Here is a 19,545-nt window from a genome sequence, read left to right as displayed (position 1 = left end):
CTCAATGACCCGATCAAATAATCCGGATCCCTCTGCAGGGGCCCGGAATAGCAACAAAGATTATAGCCCAAGCGCTGACCCCTCCGACGCGTTGGGTAGTGATTCGTTAGATGACGATCTTGACGGCGACGCGCTCGTGCCCCATCAGGCCGGGAGCGAGGTGCCGACGGTGGCCAGCAAAGCCGTGGACAACACGCCTCGCGTAGTGACCGTGCCCGACGAACTGGCCGGCGAGCGGCTCGACAAGGTGCTCGCCAAGGTATTTCCGGAGTTTTCGCGCAACCGTCTGCAAAGCTGGATCGAGGCGGAGCGCGTGCTGGTGGATGGCGAGCCCGCGAAGATCCGCAAACCGGTGCCGCTCGGCGCGCAGATCGAGCTCGTGCCCGACCTGCTGCCTGAGCAACTTGCGTTCACGCCCGAGCCCGTACCGCTCGACGTGGTCTATGAGGACGACACCCTGGTCGTCATCAACAAGCCCGCCGGCATGGTCGTGCACCCGGCTGCCGGCAACTGGAGTGGCACCATCCTGAACGGCTTGCTGCACCGCTACGGCGAGGCGGCGTCCGGTTTGCCGCGCGCCGGCATCGTGCACCGTCTCGACAAGGAAACCTCGGGCTTGATGGTGGTGGCGCGCACGCTCGAAGCGCAGACCGACCTCGTACGGCAACTGCAGGCGCGTACCGTCAAGCGCCGCTATCTCGCGCTCGTGTGGGGCAACATGCCTGATGAGGGCACCATCGATGCGCCGATCGGCCGCGATCCGCGCGAGCGCACCCGCATGGCGGTGGTCACGAGTGCTGCGGGCAAACCCGCACGCACCCATTTCCGGCGTGTCGACACAGCTATCTGGCAGCGGCAGCCCGTGTCGGCGATCCACTGCGATCTCGAAACCGGGCGGACCCACCAGATTCGTGTGCATTGCGCGCACATTGGTCATCCGTTGCTCGGCGACCCGGTTTATGGTCGCGCGCGCGGCAAGCGTTCGGTCACGCCTTTGCCGGACGGCTTTGCGCGCCAGGCGCTGCATGCGTGGCGCCTCGGGCTGATTCATCCGCGGACAGGACGTGACATGCAGTGGCGCGCCGAGGTGCCGGAAGACATGGCGGCGCTGTCCGCAGCGCTTGGACTTGGCCGTGACGAGGCGGGCGAGTTCGACGAGTCATATTACGAAGACGAGGAAGCGGAAGGTTACGAAGCATTTCTCGACGACGAGGACGAAGCTGACGAAGACGACGAAGCTGACGACCATGAGCACGGTGACGACGATGGCAACGATGAGGACGACCGCGCATGAACCAGCCTGAATCGACACCGTCTGCATCCGCTTTCCCGGAGCTGACCCGGGCCGACGTGTTTCAACCCGGCTGGCAGGCGCCGCCGCGCGTGCGCGCGCTGGTGACCACGCGCAACGGCGGCGTCAGCTTGCCGCCATATGGCCGCTGGAGCGACGGCGTCGATCGGCCGGGTGGCCTGAATCTCGGCCGGCTGGCTGGCGACGATCCGTTATGCGTCGTCGAGAACCGTGCCCGTCTGCGGGTGTTGACCGACGGTGCCGAGCCGGCTTGGCTCGAACAGATCCACGGCGCGGAAGTGGTCGACGCGCACGAAGTGCTCGAGCAGGCCCGCGCAGGCGCGCCGCTCGTCCGCGCCGACGCCAGCGTGACGAACCGGCCGGGCACGATCTGCGTCGTGATGATCGCCGATTGCATGCCCGTCCTGTTATGCGATGCCGAAGGCCGCGCGGTGGGCGCCGCGCACGCGGGATGGCGCGGCCTCGCTGCGGGCGTGGTCGAAAAGACCGCCCAGCGTGTGGCCGGGTTGGCGGGTGCGCAATCCGGCTCACTACACGCATATCTGGGCCCGTCGATCGGGCCAGCCGCATTCGAGGTCGGGGCAGACGTGCGTGACGCCTTCATGAACGATGTCGACGGTTCGCAACGCGAAGCCACCGCTCAGGCATTTGTGCCGCGTCCCGATTCACCCGGTAAATATCTCGCCGATCTTCCCGCGTTGGCACGTTTGCGCCTGCAACGTTTCGGCGTGACGCAGATTAGCGGCGGCGATCTCTGCACGGTGACCGAACGCGAGCGTTTTTATTCATACCGGCGCGATCGCATAACAGGCCGTATGGCCGCGATGATCTGGCTTGCCGACTGACGATACCGGCTTATTCATGCCCGTGGCAGCCGCGGCGAGCGGTATACATCAGGGTTTGTTCGGGGGGCAGGGCATGATTATTTGTTGCGTCGCCGGAAGTGCATGCGCCGGTTAACCTGCGTGCAATCGAGCCGGCTGAAAATCGTTGTCACGTCCAGCGTTAAATGCATAAAAAGGCCCTGTAATACGGGCCTTTTACATTTCCTGTCGATTCGTTCAAGGGCATTCCATTAGTGCAATGAAATACATGGGGAAAACGATAATTAAAAAAATATCGCACTGCGGCAAAATCGGGAACAAGCATTGACATGCCTTGCGATGGGGAGCAAGAATGTCCCCCACACACGGGACAGGGCGTGACGAGGTCGCGAGCAATCGCCCACGTGCGCTAGAAACCTGCCTCTCAACCGTCCGCGAGGACTCACCGGTCAAAAGCAGGTATGGCAGCATCACAATCCTCGACTTCCTCAAGCACGGACTCCACAGCGGAGCGTACCCAGCAGCAAGCCGGTGCGCAGCAGTTACTCGATGCGTGGATGAATGCATGGCGCTCGCTCGGTGTGCCTGGCGCGGGTCAGGCTGCGGCCTTTCAGATGCCGCAGATGCCTGCTATGCCGGCCATGCCCGACTTCAGCAACGCGGCCGCAGCCATGGGCCAGTTTGCCGGTCTGAAGTTGCCTACTGCGGCGATTCCTGCGGAGCGTCTGCAGAAACTGCAAGCCGACTATTCGCGTGAAGCGATGCAGTTGCTTCAGCAATCGGCGGACTCGAAGTCGAAAGCCCCCGAACTCAAAGACCGCCGTTTTAGTTCAGATGCGTGGAGTGCCGCGCCGGCCTACGCATTCACGGCCGCATGGTATCTCCTTAACGCGCGTTATCTGCAGGAACTGGTCGAAGCGCTCGACACCGAACCGAAGGTGCGCGAGCGCATCCGCTTCGCGGTTCAGCAATGGACTGCAGCCACCTCGCCGAGCAACTTCTTCGCATTGAATCCGGAAGCGCAGAAGACGTTGCTCGAGAGTCGAGGTGAAAGCTTGCGTCAAGGCGTCAGCAATCTGTTGAGCGATCTGAAACGCGGCAAGATCTCGCAGACCGACGAATCGAGTTTCGTGGTCGGCAGGAATCTCGCGAACACTGAAGGATCGGTCGTGTTCGAGAACGACCTGATCCAGTTGATCCAGTACAAGCCGCGCACGGCGAGCGTGCGCGAGCGGCCGTTGCTGATCGTGCCGCCTTGCATCAACAAGTTCTACATCCTCGATCTGCAACCGGAGAATTCGTTGGTCGCTCACGGGCTTGAGTCGGGGCACCAGGTGTTCCTGATTTCGTGGCGCAATGCGGATGCATCGATTGCGCATAAGACGTGGGACGATTACACCGACGAAGGTGTGCTCACCGCCATCGAGACCGTGCGTCAGATCAGTGGACGCGAGCAGATCAACACGCTCGGCTTTTGTGTCGGCGGCACGATGCTTGCCACGGCGCTCGCGGTCGCCGCGGCACGCGGCGAACATCCCGCTGCCTCGATGACGCTGCTCACCGCGATGCTCGATTTCTCCGACACGGGTGTGCTCGATGTGTTCGTCGACGAAGCGCATGTGCAGATGCGCGAGCAGACTATCGGCGGCAAGAACGGCACGCAACCGGGTCTGATGCGCGGCATCGAGTTCGCCAACGCGTTCTCGTTCCTGCGCCCGAACGATCTGGTGTGGAACTACGTCGTCGACAATTATCTAAAGGGCCGCACGCCGATGCCGTTCGACCTGCTGTACTGGAACAGCGACTCGACCAGCTTGCCCGGGCCGATGTACGTCTGGTACCTGCGCAACACGTATCTCGAGAATCGTCTGCGCGAACCGAATGCATTGACTGTCTGCGGCGAGAAGGTGGACCTGTCGCTGATCGATGTGCCGACCTTCATCTACGGCTCACGGGAAGACCATATCGTGCCGTGGCGCACGGCCTATGCTTCGGTGCCGTTGCTGAGCGGGCCGCTCGAGTTCGTGCTCGGTGCCTCGGGACATATCGCGGGTGTGATCAACCCGCCGGCCAAGAACAAGCGCAATTACTGGGTGCTCAAGGCAGAAGACAAGAGCTTGCCGGAGAGTCCGGACGACTGGTTCGATCAGGCCGAGGAAGTACCGGGCAGCTGGTGGCCCGAGTGGACCCGCTGGCTCGATCAGTATGGCGGCAAGAAGGTCAAGGCGCGCGCTACAGCGGGCTCGGCCGAGCATCCGGTGATCGAGGCAGCGCCCGGGCGCTATGTGATGCAAAAAGAGTGACACGCGGGGTTCGGTTAGTGAGTCGGTATGGGACGCGAGCGGCGTTGAGCAGTTGAATGGATTTTTAACTTGACGGGCGGCGGAGCAACTGGCCGTAGCGTCCGGAGGAAATTGAAATGACTGATGTAGTGATCGTATCGGCCGCGCGTACGGCAGTGGGTAAATTCGGTGGGTCGCTGGCGAAAACCGCTGCACCCGATCTCGGCGCCATCGTGATTCGCGCTGCACTCGAGCGCGCGGGCGTGAAGCCCGAGCAGGTCAGCGAAGTCATCATGGGGCAGGTTCTCGCGGCCGGTTCCGGCCAGAACCCGGCGCGTCAGTCGCTGATCAAGGCGGGGCTACCGTTGGCGGTGCCCGGCATGACGATCAACAAGGTCTGCGGCTCGGGTCTGAAGGCTGTGATGCTGGCGGCCAACGCCATCATCGCGGGCGACGCCGACATCGTGGTGGCCGGCGGCCAGGAAAACATGAGCGCCGCACCGCACGTACTGCCGGGCTCGCGTGATGGCTTCCGCATGGGCGATGCCAAGCTGATCGACAGCATGATCGTCGACGGCCTTTGGGACGTGTACAACCAGTACCACATGGGTGTCACGGCAGAGAACGTCGCGAAGGAATACGGCATCACTCGCGAGCAGCAGGACGCGTTTGCGGCGCTGTCGCAGAACAAGGCGGAAGCCGCGCAGAAGTCGGGCCGTTTCGACGACGAAATCGTGCCGGTCGAGATTCCCCAACGCAAGGGCGAGCCGCTGCGTTTTGCCACCGACGAATTCGTGCGCCACGGCGTGACCGCCGAGTCGCTCGCCAGTCTGAAGCCTGCTTTCTCGAAGGAAGGCACGGTGACGGCAGCTAACGCGTCGGGCCTGAACGACGGCGCCGCCGCGGTGCTCGTGATGTCGGCCAAGAAAGCCGAAGCGCTCGGCCTCACGCCGCTGGCACGCATCAAGGCCTACGCCAACGCCGGCGTCGATCCGAAGGTGATGGGTATGGGCCCGGTGCCGGCGTCGCGCCGTTGCCTCGAACGCGCGGGCTGGACTCCGGCCGATCTCGATCTGATGGAGATCAACGAAGCGTTTGCTGCGCAGGCGCTCGCCGTGCATCAGCAAATGGGCTGGGACACCTCGAAGATCAACGTGAACGGTGGCGCGATTGCGATCGGCCATCCGATCGGCGCGTCCGGTTGCCGGATTCTCGTCACGCTGCTGCACGAAATGCAGAAGCGGGATGCGAAGAAGGGTCTGGCGTCGCTGTGTATCGGCGGCGGCATGGGCGTGGCGCTGGCAGTCGAGCGGTTCTGAGCGCGCCTGCCCGGAGCAGGATTGCCGCGCGGGCGCTTCATCCGCGGTGAGGGGTGAAGCGGCGCGCGGTGTATGACGGCCTCGCCGGCCGGTCGCCCGGCGGCAACGGAGATGATGCAGTAAAGGCGAGGAAAGAGGCTGCCGGTCGGCGCCTCGGAAAAACGATAATGGAGTGTGGTTTATGGCACAGCGAATTGCGTATGTAACGGGCGGGATGGGCGGCATCGGCACGAGCATTTGCCAACGTCTTCATAAGGAAGGCTTCAAGGTCGTCGCAGGCTGTGGCCCGAACTCGCCCCGCCGGGTCAAATGGCTCGAAGAGCAGAAGGCACTCGGTTTCGACTTCATCGCCTCGGAAGGCAATGTGGGCGACTGGGAGTCGACGCGGGCGGCGTTTGACAAGGTGAAGGCCGAAGTCGGCGAAATCGACGTGCTGGTCAACAACGCGGGCATCACGCGCGACGTCGTGTTCCGCAAGATGACGCATGAAGACTGGACTGCGGTGATCGACACCAACCTGACGAGTCTGTTCAACGTCACCAAGCAGGTGATCGATGGTATGGTCGAGCGCGGCTTTGGGCGCGTGATCAACATCTCGTCGGTGAACGGGCAGAAGGGCCAGTTCGGGCAAACAAACTACTCGACGGCAAAGGCCGGCATTCACGGTTTCACGATGTCGCTGGCTCAGGAAGTCGCCACCAAGGGTGTGACGGTCAATACCGTTTCGCCTGGCTACATCGGCACGGATATGGTCAAGTCGATCCGTCCCGATGTGCTGGAAAAGATCGTTGCGACGATTCCGGTGCGCCGTCTTGGCCAGCCGGATGAGATCGGTTCGATCGTAGCGTGGCTCGCGTCGGACGAATCGGGTTTTTCTACGGGAGCCGATTTCTCGCTGAATGGCGGTCTGCACATGGGCTGATCCGTGAGGTGCTCTGTCGCAAGACGGGGCGCCACATGGTTCAGGTTTTTCCGGCGGCGTCTCGCATCTGCAATCATGGCCCGATTGCGGATGCGACAGCGCCGTTTCTGCGCTTCAATGGCGCTCAAAGGCGTTAAATGACCACTACTACAAAGAAAACTGCCGAACGACTCATCAAGAAATATCCGAACCGTCGGCTCTACGATACCGAGACAAGCACGTACATCACGCTGACGGACGTCAAGCAGCTCGTGCTGGACCAGGAGGATTTCAAGGTCATCGATGCCAAGAGCAACGAGGATCTGACGCGCGCCATTCTGTTGCAGATCATTCTGGAAGAAGAGAGCGGCGGTTTGCCGATGTTCTCGTCGTCGATGCTCTCACAGATCATCCGTTTCTACGGACACGCGATGCAGGGGATGATGGGCACGTATCTCGAGAAGAACATTCAGGCGTTCATCGACATTCAGGCCAAGCTCGCCGACCAGTCGAAGAACCTGTATGAAGGCAAGGCGATGAACCCCGAGGTGTGGTCGCAGTTTATGAACATGCAGGCGCCGATGATGCAGGGCATGATGACCAGCTATATCGAGCAGTCGAAGAACATGTTCGTGCAGATGCAGGAGCAGATGCAGAACCAGGCCAAGTCGATGTTCAGCACGTTCCCGTTTACGCCGGCCAATCCGCAGACGGATCCGGAGCCGGAGAAGAAGTAGGGGGCGAGGCGCCTGGATTAGCGTAGCGCTGGCGATAGCTGCTGGTTGAGCGGCAAAGCTGGTTGACTGCGCCGGCGATGTGACGAGCGAGACAATGCATGATCCGGTGTTTGTTTCGGCGTGCGCTCGCGCGGTCACGCCAAAGAATAAAACTGCGGGATTCGTGGAGCAAACGTAGAGGCGGTTGGCCAATCGGAGGGATTGACGCCGCTGCGTCGAGGGCTTACCATTTTCCAAATGATTGGGCCGTAGCTCAATCAATCGTCGAACGGGGCAACCTGGCGACAAATACGGCGATACGCCGCCAAACAGCCGCTCAAAGCGGCTGTTTTCATTTCCGGGGGCAAAAGTGTCGTATATCTGTTACATCGACGAGGCAGGATGCAGTGCGCCTTTGCCCGCGAGGAAAACGGATATTCAGCCTTTGCTTGTAGTCGCAGGACTGGTCGTTCATCAAGAGGCGCTCCCGCTCCTCACGCGTGAGTTTCTCACGTTGAAGCGCACGTACTTCCCGGGGTCGTTCACTTCGCCTCATCTACTCGACGACGTGCGAGAAGAGGTCAAGGGCTCTGATCTTCGAAGTGCGATCCGGAAGAAAGGCCATAAAGCCCGAACGCAATTGCGGTTTATCGACGATACGTTGGGACTGCTTGAGCGCTACAGCTGTCGGGTTCTCGCGTCGGTCTGGATAAAGGGTGTAGCCATGCCGTTCAAGTCGCGCGAGACCTATACTCAATCGGTGCAGTATGCATGCAAGGCCTTCCAGTCGTTCCTGAAGCACAAGGACTCGCAAGGTTTTGTGATTGCCGACTTCAGGACTACGCAACTGAACGACCAGGTTGCGCATTCGATTTTTACTCAAAAGTACCGGGCGAAAGGCGATCCATTTGACCGTGTGATCGAGTTGCCGACGTTCGGTGTGAGTAACAACCACGTCGGTCTCCAGCTCACAGATGTCTTGTGCAGCGCGCTTATCTTCCCGATCGCGTCATCGGTTTACTGTTTTGGCCACGTCTCGGGAGTCCATGTGAATGGGCGCGATCTTGTCGCTCGTCGCCGCTACAGCAAGCGTCTGAAAAAGCTTCAATTTAAGGTCGACGCAGGTTGGAGCGTCTGGGTGTCCGACAAACACCAGAAGCGTTCGTCGGCCGATCTCTTTGTGGTGCCGCCAGTTCAGACTCCGGTCCATGTGCCGCTGCACGGCCTGGGTGTCGAATGGCATGCGGCGGTGGACGCAGACCGAGTTGAGAAAGGCGACGACGAGGCAACGGCCAGCACGGCCGCATTAGCTTAGGCATCGCCGCGGCGGCCCGGCTTTACCGGGTGTTGCATTTCACGACCCGCTTCAGCGTCGCGGTCATATTCCGACGAGGGGACGTCGAGGGCACATGGCACGGTAGAATAGTGCCTTCGCGGCGCGGTGCGCCACGACCCCCACAAGTACGGTGTATCAGTGAAAAACCATTTGGAATCAAAGGCGAAGGCGGGATCTGCTCCTAAAATCGGCATGGTCTCCCTCGGCTGCCCGAAAGCGCTCGTCGACTCCGAGCAGATCATCACGCAACTGCGCGCCGAAGGTTACGAGATCTCGGGGACCTATGACGGCGCCGATCTGGTCGTCGTCAACACCTGCGGCTTCATCGACGAAGCGGTCCAGGAAAGCCTCGACGCCATCGGCGAGGCGCTGTCCGAAAACGGCAAGGTGATTGTCACCGGTTGCCTCGGCGCGAAGAAGAGCGCGAGCGGCTCGGGCCTGATCGAAGAGGTGCATCCGAAGGTGCTGGCCGTCACCGGTCCGCATGCGCTGGGCGAAGTGATGCAGGCGGTCCATAACCACCTGCCGAAGCCGCACGACCCGTTCGTGGATCTCGTGCCTGCTGCGGGCGTGAAACTCACGCCGCGCCACTACGCCTATCTGAAGATTTCCGAAGGCTGCAACCATCGCTGCACGTTCTGCATCATCCCGTCCATGCGCGGCGACCTCGTGTCGCGTCCGGTCGCTGACGTGATGCTCGAAGCTGAAAACCTGTTCAAGTCCGGTGTGAAGGAACTGCTGGTGATTTCGCAGGACACGAGTGCATATGGCGTGGACGTGAAGTACCGCACCGGTTTCTGGAACGGCAAGCCGATCAAGACGCGCATGACCGATCTGGTCGGCGCACTCGGCGAACTGGCTGCGCAATACGGCGCCTGGGTGCGCCTGCACTATGTGTATCCGTACCCAAGCGTCGACGAAGTGATCCCGATGATGGCCGAAGGCCCGTTCAAAGGCCACGTGCTGCCGTACCTCGATGTACCGTTCCAGCACGCCCATCCCGAGGTGCTCAAGCGTATGAAGCGCCCGGCCAATGCCGAAAAAGTGCTTGAGCGCGTGCGCGCATGGCGCGAGATGTGTCCGGACCTGACCATCCGCAGCACGTTCATCGCCGGCTTTCCTGGTGAGACCGAAGAGCATTTCCAGACGCTGCTCGATTTCATCCGCGAAGCAGAGCTGGATCGGGTTGGCTGCTTTGCTTACTCGCCGGTTGAGGGCGCCACGGCCAACGAACTGGACGGTGCGTTGCCCGACGAAGTGCGTGAAGAACGCCGCGCGCGTTTCATGGAAGTCGCCGAGGAAGTGTCGGCGAAGCGCATCGCCCGCAAGGTCGGCAAGACGCTGAAGGTGCTGGTCGACGAGATCAATACCGATGGCGGCATCGGCCGCACGGCAGCGGATGCGCCGGAGATCGACGGGGTCGTGTATATCGCGCCCACCACCAAGGCCTCGAAGCGCTACAAGGTCGGCGATTTTGTCTCGGTGAAGATCAGCGGTGCGGATGGCCACGATCTGTGGGGCGAGGTGTAAGCCATGCCTACGTCCGCGAGCCCGGCAGTCCTCGCGCTCGGCGAGGCAATGGTCGAATTCAACCAGGCGTCGAAGGACGAGCCGAATTATCTGCAGGGGTTTGGCGGCGACACCTCGAACTTCTGCGTCGCGGCTGCTCGTCAAGGTGCGACAACGGGCTTTGTGTCGGCAGTTGGCGACGATCATTTCGGGCGTCTGCTGCTCGATCTGTGGCAGTGCGAGTCGGTCGCTACGTCGATGGTGAAGGTCGATAGCCACGCGCCCACCGGCGTCTATTTTGTCTCGCACGGCCCGGACGGGCATCAGTTCGATTATCTGCGTGCCGGTTCGGCCGCGAGTCGTTACGCCCCACGGGATTTGCCGCTTGACGCGATTGCCGCGGCCCAGGTGGTGCATCTGTCCGGCATCAGTCTCGCCATCAGCGTAAGTGCCTGCGATGCCGCTCTCGCGGCAATCGGCCACGCTCGCGCGAACGGTGTGCGTGTCAGTTTCGATACCAACCTGCGTCTCAAGCTGTGGCCGCTCGCGCGAGCGCGTGCGGTGATGGCCGAAGCGATTCGCTACACGGATATCTGTCTCCCAAGCTGGGACGATGTCACTGAGCTGACGGGGCTCACTGGCCGCGACGAGATCGTCGATTATCTGCTGGCGCTCGGGCCCCGCGTGGTAGCGCTCAAGCTCGGCAAGCAGGGCGCTTATGTGGCCACGCCGGATGAGCGCCGCCTCGTGCCGGGTCACGTCGTGAACGCCGTCGATGCGACCGGTGCTGGCGATTGTTTCGGCGGTGCGTTTATCGCCCGCATCGTCGCGGGTGACGATCCGTTTGCCGCGGCGCGCTATGCCAACGTGGCGGCGGCATTGTCCACGCAAGGCTACGGCGCGGTGGCGCCGATTCCCCATCGTGCGATGGTCGAGCAGGCGTTGGCCGAGGCGGTTTAAGGCGTCTCTCTCGCACGTATGCGCGTGATCTGCACGAGAGCACCTGGACGCGTCGACAACGAACCAGGCGGTCCGCGACCGTCGTTGAAATAGTGGCAATCCAGATCACCATCAGTGAATCAGAGAGTAGGAGGAGCGAGCAATGCAACGGGACGTCGTAGTGGTAAGCGGGGTACGGACGGCAATTGGCGACTTCGGTGGCAGCCTCAAAGACTTCTCGCCGACCGATCTCGGCGCACGCGTGGTGCGTGAGGTGTTGTCGCGTGCGAAGGTGTCGGGCGACGAAGTGGGCCACGTCGTGTTCGGCAACGTGGTTCACACCGAACCGAAGGATATGTATCTGGCCCGCGTCGCGGCGCTGAACGGCGGCGTCGCGCAGCATACGCCTGCGTTGACGGTGAACCGCTTGTGCGGTTCCGGTCTGCAGGCGATCGTCTCCGCCGCGCAGAGCGTGCTGCTCGGCGATGCGGATATCGCCATCGGCGGCGGTGCTGAAAACATGAGCCGCGCGCCGTACGTGATGCCCGCTGCGCGCTTCGGCCAGCGCATGGGCGATGCGCGTCTCGTCGACATGATGCTGGGCGCGCTCAACGATCCGTTCCAGGGCATCCACATGGGCGTGACGGCTGAGAACGTCGCGCAAAAATACGGCATCACGCGTGAAGCCCAGGATGCGCTCGCGCTCGAATCGCATCGTCGTGCCGCCCACGCTATCGCGAACGGGTATTTCAAGGAACAGATTCTGCCGGTCACGATTGCATCGAAGAAGGGTGACGTCGTGTTCGAGCAGGATGAACACGTTCGCGTGAATCCGTCGGCGGAAGACTTTGCGAAGTTGAAGCCGGTGTTTGCGAAGGAAAACGGCTCGGTCACTGCCGGCAGCGCGTCCGGTATCAACGACGCGGCCGCTGCGGTTGTCCTGATGGAGCGCAGCGTCGCGGAGCAGCGCGGTGTGCAGCCGTTGGCACGTCTGGTCGCGTACGCGCACGCGGGCGTCGATCCGGCCTATATGGGTATCGGCCCGGTGCCGGCTACCCGCAAGGTGCTCGAACGGGCCGGCCTGACGGTCGCCGATCTTGATGTCATCGAAGCCAACGAAGCATTTGCCGCACAGGCGTGTGCGGTCAGCAAGGAACTTGGACTCGATCCCGCGAAGGTCAATCCGAACGGCTCCGGCATTTCGCTCGGCCACCCGATCGGCGCGACCGGCGCACTGATTACCGTGAAGGCGCTCTACGAACTGCAGCGCATTGGCGGGCGTTACGCGCTCGTGACGATGTGCATCGGCGGCGGCCAGGGCATCGCGGCGATCTTCGAGCGGATTTGACGCGAGGCGTAGCGCCTCGCCTCGAGCAACAGGAAAGGAACGATGCTGGAATCGAAAGCAATGAAGAACGCCGCCTCTTTGCGCGGCTGGGTCTCCGGTACTGCGGCGGTGCTGCTGCTGGCTGGTGCGAGCGTCTTGATGCCTGCCCAGGTCTGGGCACAAAGCGATGCGGTCAAGGAACTCGCCGCGCCGCCGCCGATCCAGTTGCCGCTCAGGCCGAGCCCGGAGTTTGCAAAGTTTCCGCGCCTGGTGGGCACGCTTGGCTCGCGCCAGATCGTGCTACGCCTTGGACCGAAGACCGACGATCCGTCGGGCGTGCATGGTGAATATCAGTACACCGACACGGGCGAAGTGATCCTGATCGCGGGGGATCGCGACGGCGATACCCTCGAAGTGGAAGAGTCGAACGACGGTACCCATATCACCGGCAACTGGGTTGGCAAGTTTGCTGCCGACGGTTCGGTGGCGGGCGACCGGATGAATGTCGACGATTCGGATCCGCAGCCGTTCGACTTGCGTCCGCTGGCTGCGGGACAACCTGTTCCTGCTGCAGCTGCGCAAACGGCGCCGCCGGCCGCTGGCGGTGCTGCTGCCACCCCGGCCGCACCCGCCGCTCCGGCTGCCGCAGCCCCGAATGGCGCGCATACGGTGAACGGGGTGAACAACCTGTCGACAGGCGACTAGGCGCTGTGCTGCGGCACGCGCTATCCGTTCTGTTTTGCCTCTACGCGAAATCACCATGACTCAATCCAAACCAAAGCGCAGCCTGCAAACCCGCATCGTGCGCGCTGAAGACCAGGTCACACCGGGCTTCGAATCGCTCACGGTGCCGGTGGCGCGCGCATCGACGGTCGTGTTTCCCGATCTCGCCGCGATGCGCGCGTGCGACTGGCGCAACGACGGCCAGTGGCGCTACGGCCTGCATGCGACGCCGACCTCCCTCGTGCTGGCGCAGCGGCTCGCCGCGATCGAAGGCGGCAATCATGCGCTGTTGCAGCCGTCGGGACTGTCGGCGATCTCCAACGTCTACTTTGGCCTCGTCAAGGCGGGCGACGACGTCCTGATCCCCGACAACGTGTATTCGCCGAACCGCGAGCACGGCGATTGGCTGGCGCGCGATTTCGGCATTACGGCACGTTATTACGACCCGTTGATCGGCGCGGGGATTGCGGACCTGATCCAGCCCAATACGCGCCTGATCTGGCTCGAAGCGCCGGGTTCGGTGACGATGGAAGTGCCCGACGTCCGGGCGATCACTGCGGCAGCGCGTGCCCGCAACGTCATCACGGCAATCGACAATACCTGGTCCGCTGGACTGGCGTTCCGTCCGTTCGATCATGGTGTCGATATCTCGCTTCAGGCGCTGACCAAGTATCAGTCGGGTGGTGGCGACGTGCTGATGGGCGCGACCATCACGGTGGATCGTGACGTGCATCTGAAGCTGAAAGCGGCGCGCATGCGCATGGGCATCGGCGTCTCCGCGGACGACTGCTCGCTGATTCTGCGCAGCCTGCCCAGCATGCGGGTGCGTTTCGAGCAGCATGACCGCAGCGCGCTCGCCCTGGCGAAGTGGCTGAAGACACGTCCCGAGATTGCGGCGGTGCTGCATCCGGCATTTGCCGATTGTCCGGGACACGAGTTCTACGAACGCGATTTCACCGGCGCGGGCGGACTGTTTTCGGTCGTGTTCGACGGCCGCTACACGCCGGCGCAAATCGACACGTTCTGCGAGTCGCTCGAGCTGTTTTCGATCGGCTGGAGCTGGGGTGGGGCGCACAGCCTCGTGGTGCCGTACGACATCGCTTCGATGCGGACGGCGGCGCAGTGGCCGCATCAAGGCACGTTAGTGCGCTTCTATATCGGGCTGGAGGAAGAGGCCGATCTGCGCGCGGATATCGAGCAGAGTTTGAGTACGTTGGCCTAGGTATCTCTTGCTGAGAATGAAGCGTTCTTTTTAAGAATCGTCGCACTTACCGCGTTGCGACGTCTTAAGCAGCTCAAAACAACCGCAACACCCCATCCAGCCCAACGTGGTTAAACGCGACGCTGGCCGCTTCGCGCACCACTGGCTTCGCACGAAATGCGACCGATAACCCGGCCTCGGCCATCATTTTCAGGTCGTTCGAACCGTCGCCCATCGCGATCGCCCGGTTCGGATCTATGCCGAGCTGGGCACAGGTCTCACGCAGCGTACGCGCCTTGACGTCGGCGTTCACGATCTCGCCTGTCACGTTGCCGGTCAGTTTGCCGTCGACGATTTCGAGCGTATTCGCGTGCGTAAAATCGAGGCCCAGGCGGGCCTTCAGCCTGTCCGTGAAGAACGTGAAACCGCCCGACACGAGCAACGTTTTCAGACCCGCTGCCTTCGCCCCGGCGAGCATCTGTTCAGCTCCCGGCGAGAGACGCAGCCGTTCGTCGTACACGCGTTCCAGCGCGCTGGCGTCGAGGCCCTTGAGCAGCGCTACCCGGCGCGTGAGGCTTTCGTTGAAGTCCTTGATTTCGCCGCGCATCGACGCCTCGGTGATCGCCGCAACCTCGGCTTTCAGCCCGCAGAAATCGGCGATTTCGTCGATGCATTCGATTGTGATCAGCGTCGAATCCATATCCATCGCCACCAGGCCGAAGTCCCGCAAGTGCCGGTTGGGTTCGACAAACGCGAAGTCTAGCGAGTGCGTGTCGCAGTAAACCTCGAGATCGGCGCGCTGGGCGGGGTTGGCGTCGGCAATGCGGATGGCGTACGCATCGATGACGGTGGCGCGCGAGCCACGCGCAAGCGCGATGAGCGTCTTATGGTGATCGGCGGACAACGGCGCGGGGCTTTGGATGACGAGGTTCATGTCGACGCAGGAAGGAGCGCGCGGCGCGCGCGGAAAATCTGGCTATTGTAACGGGTCGGCGCAGGCCGCCCGCGGCGCCGCCCGACCGTAGCTTTTGCCGATCTTACGCAAGAGTTACAGGGCGCCCAGAGAGGTGCCGCCGGGCCGCACGGGCACTGGCGCGGCCCACCACGGCCGTGCCTCCGTGGCACGCTTGCTGCTTCGTCAAAGATCCCGGCCTTTGTGGAGCGCACGATGTCACACATGATCTGGAAAGGCGCGATCAGCTTCGGCCTCGTGCACGTGCCGGTACAACTGTATCCGGCCACGCAGTCGGAAAAAGTCGGCTTCAATCTGCTCGACAAGCGGTCCATCGATCCCATCGGCTACCGGCAGATCAACAAGCGGACCGGCAAGGAAGTCACGCGCGATAACATCGTCCGCGGCTTCGAGTACGAGAAGGATAAGTACGTTGTCCTGTCCGATGACGAAATCCGCTCGGCGAATCCGGAGTCGACGCAAACCGTCGATATCCTCGCGTTCGTCGAAGCCCCCGAGATTTCGTTTCTCTATCTCGACACTCCATATTTTCTGGCGCCCGACCGCAAGGGCGAGAAGGTTTATGCGTTGCTGCGCGAGGCACTGAAGGCGTCCGGCAAGATCGGCGTCGCGAACGTGGTATTGCACAACAAGCAGCATCTGGCGGCGCTGATTCCGGTTGGGCCGGTTCTTGCGCTCAACACACTGCGCTGGGCCGACGAAGTGCGCGACTACAATGAATTGAAGTTGCCGTCCGAGGACCCGAAGAAGGCGGGAGTGACCGCGCGCGAACTCGATATGGCGAAAAAGCTGATCGACGACATGAGCGACAGCTGGGACCCGTCGACCTATCACGACACGTTCCGCGACGACATCATGGCGCTCGTCGACCGCAAGGTTCGCGCGGGCAAGACCGAAGAGGTCACCGACGTAGAAACTCCCAAGGAATCGCGTCAGTCCGCCGAGATTCTCGATCTGTCGGACCTGCTCAAGCGCAGCCTCGGACGTGGCAAGGGCAAGACGCGAGGGCGAGCGTCTGCGGCGCAGGACGATGATGCGGAGGAGGCGGCCGAGCCGCCACGCCGCAAGACTGGCACGACGCGCCGCGCGGCTAGCACCGGCGCGCGCGCGGCGGCTTCGCGCAAAGAAGCTGCGTCGCGCAAGCGTAGCGCTGCGTAAGCCTGTCTTTAAAGCACTGCTATGGCCGACCGCCTTGATCCCTATCACCGCAAGCGCCGCTTCGACGAGACACCCGAGCCGTCAGGCAAGGGCGCCCCGAAGGTTGCGCGCCGCAAGGCGTCGTCGGCTGGACAGGCGCACGCGCTGTCCTATGTGATTCAGGAGCATGACGCGCGCCGCCTTCACTACGACTTTCGCCTGGAACTCGATGGCACGCTGAAGTCCTGGGCGGTGCCTAAAGGACCGAGCCTGGACCCGACGGTAAAGCGGCTGGCCGTGCATGTGGAAGATCACCCATTGGAATACGGGTCGTTCGAAGGGGAGATACCGCCCGGCAATTACGGTGCAGGTTCTGTAATCGTATGGGATCGCGGCACGTGGGAACCGGACGGGGGCCTCAAGCATGCGCACGAGGCCTATCGGGCAGGCAAGCTCAAGTTCACGTTGGCTGGCGACAAGCTCCAGGGCGGCTGGATGCTGGTACGCAGCCATATGCGTGGAAGTGGGGACAAGGAGCAGTGGCTGCTGATCAAGGAACGCGACGACGCGGCCCGCAGCGAGGCGGATTTCGATGTGCTCGCCGAGCGTCCTGGCAGTGTGCTCGATGTTCCGGCGGCGTCTCGCTCACGCAACGGCGTGGCGCGCAAAGCCGCGGCTGGAAAAACGGGCGGGAAGACGGCAGTGGGAAAGACGGCAGAGAAGCATGCCGTAGACACGCACACCTCAGCCAAACGAGCCACTCGCTCCAGCAAAACAACTACCGCGGGGCGGAAATCCACCTCGCAAGCGCATGCGGCCGACCCGACGAAAACCGATATCGTCGCCAACCGCAGCGCGGAGTCGCTCCGCACGCTAGCGGCATCGCCGGCAATCAAGGGCGCGGCGAAAGCCAGCTTGCCCGCCACGCTCAAGCCGCAACTGGCGACGCTGGTCGATGCCGCCCCGCCTGGCGACGAATGGTCGTACGAGATCAAGTTCGACGGTTACCGGGTACTGGTGCGCATCGATCATCGCGCCTCGAAGCATCCTGTACGCATCGACACGCGCGCCGGCAACGACTGGAGCGCGAAATTCAGCAAACAGGTCGACGCGCTGGCGCAACTCGAACTCGAGAGCGCATGGCTCGATGGCGAAGCAGTCGTGCTCGATCACAACGATGTGCCGAACTTCCAGGCACTCCAGAATGCATTCGATGCAAACCGGCCGCAAGATATTGTGATCTATCTGTTCGACGTCCCGTATCTGAACGGTTACGACCTGCGTGCCGTGCCACTGGTACAACGCCGCGCCATTCTGCACGCGCTGCTGGAGGGCACGGACGAGCGGGTTCTGCGCTTTTCCGAGGACTTCGCTTTCAGCGCGGAGGAACTGCTGAAAAGCGCCTGCGACATGGCGCTCGAGGGGATCATCGGCAAACGGCGCGACAGCCATTACGCGTCGGGCCGCACGTCGACCTGGATCAAGCTCAAGTGCCGGCGTCGTCAGGAATTCGTGATTGGTGGCTACACGGAGCCTGCGGGCAGCCGGTCGGCGTTTGGCGCGTTGCTGCTCGGCGTGCACGACAGCAGAGGCAAACTGCAGTACGCGGGACGGGTCGGCACGGGCTTCGATGCGGCGCTGCTACGCTCGGTGAAGAAGGAACTCGATGTGCTCGAGACCTCACGCATGCCGTTCGCCAGTGTGCCTAGCGAACGCAGTCGCACGCCCGTTCACTGGGTCAAACCGTCGCTCGTGTGCGAGTGCAATTTCGCGGAGTGGACCGACGAGCGCATCGTGCGGCAGGCGTCGTTCGTCAGCTTACGAAACGATAAACCGGCGCGGCAGATCGTCAGGGAAACGCCGCGCGAAGGAGCTGATGTGCAACCGAATCCAACCGAGCGTTCTGCCGATACAACCGCGAAACCGGGTGCAGCGCGAAAACGCACCGTGAAGCAGGACGCGGCGGGGAACAGCGCAACGTCTAAAGTCGCAGCGTCCAAGGCTGAAACGTCAGAGGCTGCAACATCCAAAGCTGCCGCGTCGAAGGCTGAAACGTCCAGGACGGCAACGCCCAAAGCCGCGGCGTCCAAGACCGCACCGGCCCGCGCATCTCGCGGCAAGAAGACCACTGCAGCCGACGAGCCGTCATCGATCGCCGGCGTGCGGATCTCTCACCCAGACCGCGTCATCGACAAACAGACCGGCGCCCGCAAGATCGATCTCGTGCAGTACTACGAATCGGTTGCTGACTGGATGTTGCCGCATCTGAAGGATCGGCCGGTCTCGCTGGTGCGCGCCCCGGAGGACATCGGCGGCGAGCTGTTCTTCCAGAAGCATAGCCAGAAGCTGGCGATTCCGAACGTCACCCAGCATCCGGGCCTCGATCCTGGCCATCCACCGCTGATCTCGGTCGACACGATAAAGGCGCTAATCGGCGCGGCGCAGATGGGCACAGTCGAGCTGCATACGTGGAACGCGCTCGCTTCGAACATCGAAAAGCCTGACCGGATGGTGTTCGATCTCGATCCGGACCCGGCGCTCGGCTGGGACAAGATGATCGAAGCCGCTCAACTGACCCGCACGCTGCTTGATGAACTCGGTCTCGAATCGTTCTGCAAAACAAGTGGCGGCAAAGGCTTGCATGTCGTCGTGCCGCTCGCGAAGCAGGCTGGCTGGGACGAGGTGAAGGCGTTTTCGCAGGCCGTCGCACAACACATGGCGGCCACGCTGCCCAAACATTTCGCCGCGAAGATGGGTCCGCAGAACCGCAAGCGCAAGATCTTCGTCGATTACCTGCGCAACAACCGCGGCTCGAGCACCGTGGCCGCTTTTTCCGCACGCGCACGACCTGGCCTTGGCGTCTCTGTACCGCTCGCGTGGGACGAGGTTGCCGGCACCACAGCCGGCGATCAATGGACCATTGCCAACCTGCACGAACGGCTTGAGTCGCTGCGGCAAGACCCTTGGGCGGATTACGCGAAGACGCGGCAACGCATCACTGCCGCAATGAAGAAGCGCCTCGATGGCGCGAAATCCGATTGAGCCG

Annotated in this window: 15 protein-coding genes; 14 read left to right on the top strand and 1 reads right to left on the bottom strand. The window is 62.4% G+C overall.

Annotated elements, in window-relative coordinates:
• Positions 1-4: 4 nt before the first annotated feature.
• From P3T24_RS13850 to P3T24_RS13795, 12 genes are all read left to right on the top strand, one after another.
• Complete coding sequence (locus P3T24_RS13850) at positions 5-1,294, top strand: RluA family pseudouridine synthase (protein ID WP_429435386.1); 1,290 nt, start codon at positions 5-7, stop codon at positions 1,292-1,294.
• Positions 1,291-2,157 carry a peptidoglycan editing factor PgeF gene (pgeF, locus tag P3T24_RS13845; RefSeq protein ID WP_429435383.1) on the top strand — a complete coding sequence of 289 codons (867 nt, stop codon included), beginning with the start codon at positions 1,291-1,293 and terminating at the stop codon, positions 2,155-2,157. The genes P3T24_RS13850 and pgeF overlap by 4 nt, the downstream gene beginning before the upstream one ends.
• Before the next feature lie 536 nt (positions 2,158-2,693).
• Positions 2,694-4,439, top strand: a complete 1,746-nt coding sequence (gene phaC, locus P3T24_RS13840; protein WP_429436152.1) for a class I poly(R)-hydroxyalkanoic acid synthase — start codon at positions 2,694-2,696, stop codon at positions 4,437-4,439.
• Between the two features lie 116 nt (positions 4,440-4,555).
• Entirely contained in the window at positions 4,556-5,737 is a 1,182-nt protein-coding gene (locus tag P3T24_RS13835; RefSeq protein ID WP_429435380.1) for an acetyl-CoA C-acetyltransferase, read from the top strand.
• 181 nt (positions 5,738-5,918) lie between these two features.
• A complete protein-coding gene (locus tag P3T24_RS13830) occupies positions 5,919-6,659 on the top strand; it encodes a 3-ketoacyl-ACP reductase (RefSeq protein ID WP_074264804.1) in 741 nt (246 codons plus the stop codon).
• 137 nt (positions 6,660-6,796) lie between these two features.
• Positions 6,797-7,375, top strand: coding sequence for a polyhydroxyalkanoate synthesis repressor PhaR (phaR, locus tag P3T24_RS13825; RefSeq protein ID WP_074264803.1), 579 nt, complete (start codon positions 6,797-6,799; stop codon positions 7,373-7,375).
• 349 nt (positions 7,376-7,724) lie between these two features.
• Positions 7,725-8,669: a DUF3800 domain-containing protein gene (locus P3T24_RS13820; protein WP_429407258.1), complete on the top strand. Its 945-nt coding sequence runs from the start codon at positions 7,725-7,727 to the stop codon at positions 8,667-8,669.
• A 213-nt stretch (positions 8,670-8,882) separates the two neighbouring features.
• Positions 8,883-10,220: a 30S ribosomal protein S12 methylthiotransferase RimO gene (gene rimO / locus P3T24_RS13815; RefSeq protein WP_217272822.1), complete on the top strand. Its 1,338-nt coding sequence runs from the start codon at positions 8,883-8,885 to the stop codon at positions 10,218-10,220.
• Positions 10,221-10,223: 3 nt separating this feature from the next.
• On the top strand, positions 10,224-11,159 hold the full coding sequence (locus tag P3T24_RS13810) for a sugar kinase (RefSeq protein ID WP_429435377.1): 936 nt from the start codon (positions 10,224-10,226) through the stop codon (positions 11,157-11,159).
• A 142-nt stretch (positions 11,160-11,301) separates the two neighbouring features.
• Positions 11,302-12,486, top strand: a complete 1,185-nt coding sequence (bktB, locus tag P3T24_RS13805) for a beta-ketothiolase BktB (RefSeq protein ID WP_429435374.1) — start codon at positions 11,302-11,304, stop codon at positions 12,484-12,486.
• 42 nt (positions 12,487-12,528) lie between these two features.
• Positions 12,529-13,170: a hypothetical protein gene (locus tag P3T24_RS13800; RefSeq protein ID WP_429435372.1), complete on the top strand. Its 642-nt coding sequence runs from the start codon at positions 12,529-12,531 to the stop codon at positions 13,168-13,170.
• A 55-nt stretch (positions 13,171-13,225) separates the two neighbouring features.
• Entirely contained in the window at positions 13,226-14,410 is a 1,185-nt protein-coding gene (locus P3T24_RS13795) for a cystathionine beta-lyase (RefSeq protein WP_429435370.1), read from the top strand.
• 73 nt (positions 14,411-14,483) lie between these two features.
• Here P3T24_RS13795 and serB read toward each other — a convergent pair whose 3' ends face one another.
• Entirely contained in the window at positions 14,484-15,323 is an 840-nt protein-coding gene (gene serB, locus P3T24_RS13790) for a phosphoserine phosphatase SerB (protein WP_429435367.1), read from the bottom strand.
• A 234-nt stretch (positions 15,324-15,557) separates the two neighbouring features.
• Here serB and P3T24_RS13785 point away from each other — a divergent pair, with 234 nt between their 5' ends.
• Complete coding sequence (locus P3T24_RS13785) at positions 15,558-16,520, top strand: Ku protein (RefSeq protein ID WP_429435364.1); 963 nt, start codon at positions 15,558-15,560, stop codon at positions 16,518-16,520.
• A gap of 21 nt (positions 16,521-16,541) precedes the next feature.
• On the top strand, positions 16,542-19,541 hold the full coding sequence (gene ligD, locus P3T24_RS13780; RefSeq protein ID WP_429435362.1) for a DNA ligase D: 3,000 nt from the start codon (positions 16,542-16,544) through the stop codon (positions 19,539-19,541).
• Positions 19,542-19,545 lie beyond the last annotated feature (4 nt).

The organism is Paraburkholderia sp. GAS33 (genome assembly GCF_050436645.1).
GTDB lineage: Bacteria > Pseudomonadota > Gammaproteobacteria > Burkholderiales > Burkholderiaceae > Paraburkholderia > Paraburkholderia phenazinium_B.
Note: the sequence above shows the minus strand (reverse complement) of the source record. Positions and strands in the feature narration are given on the sequence as shown.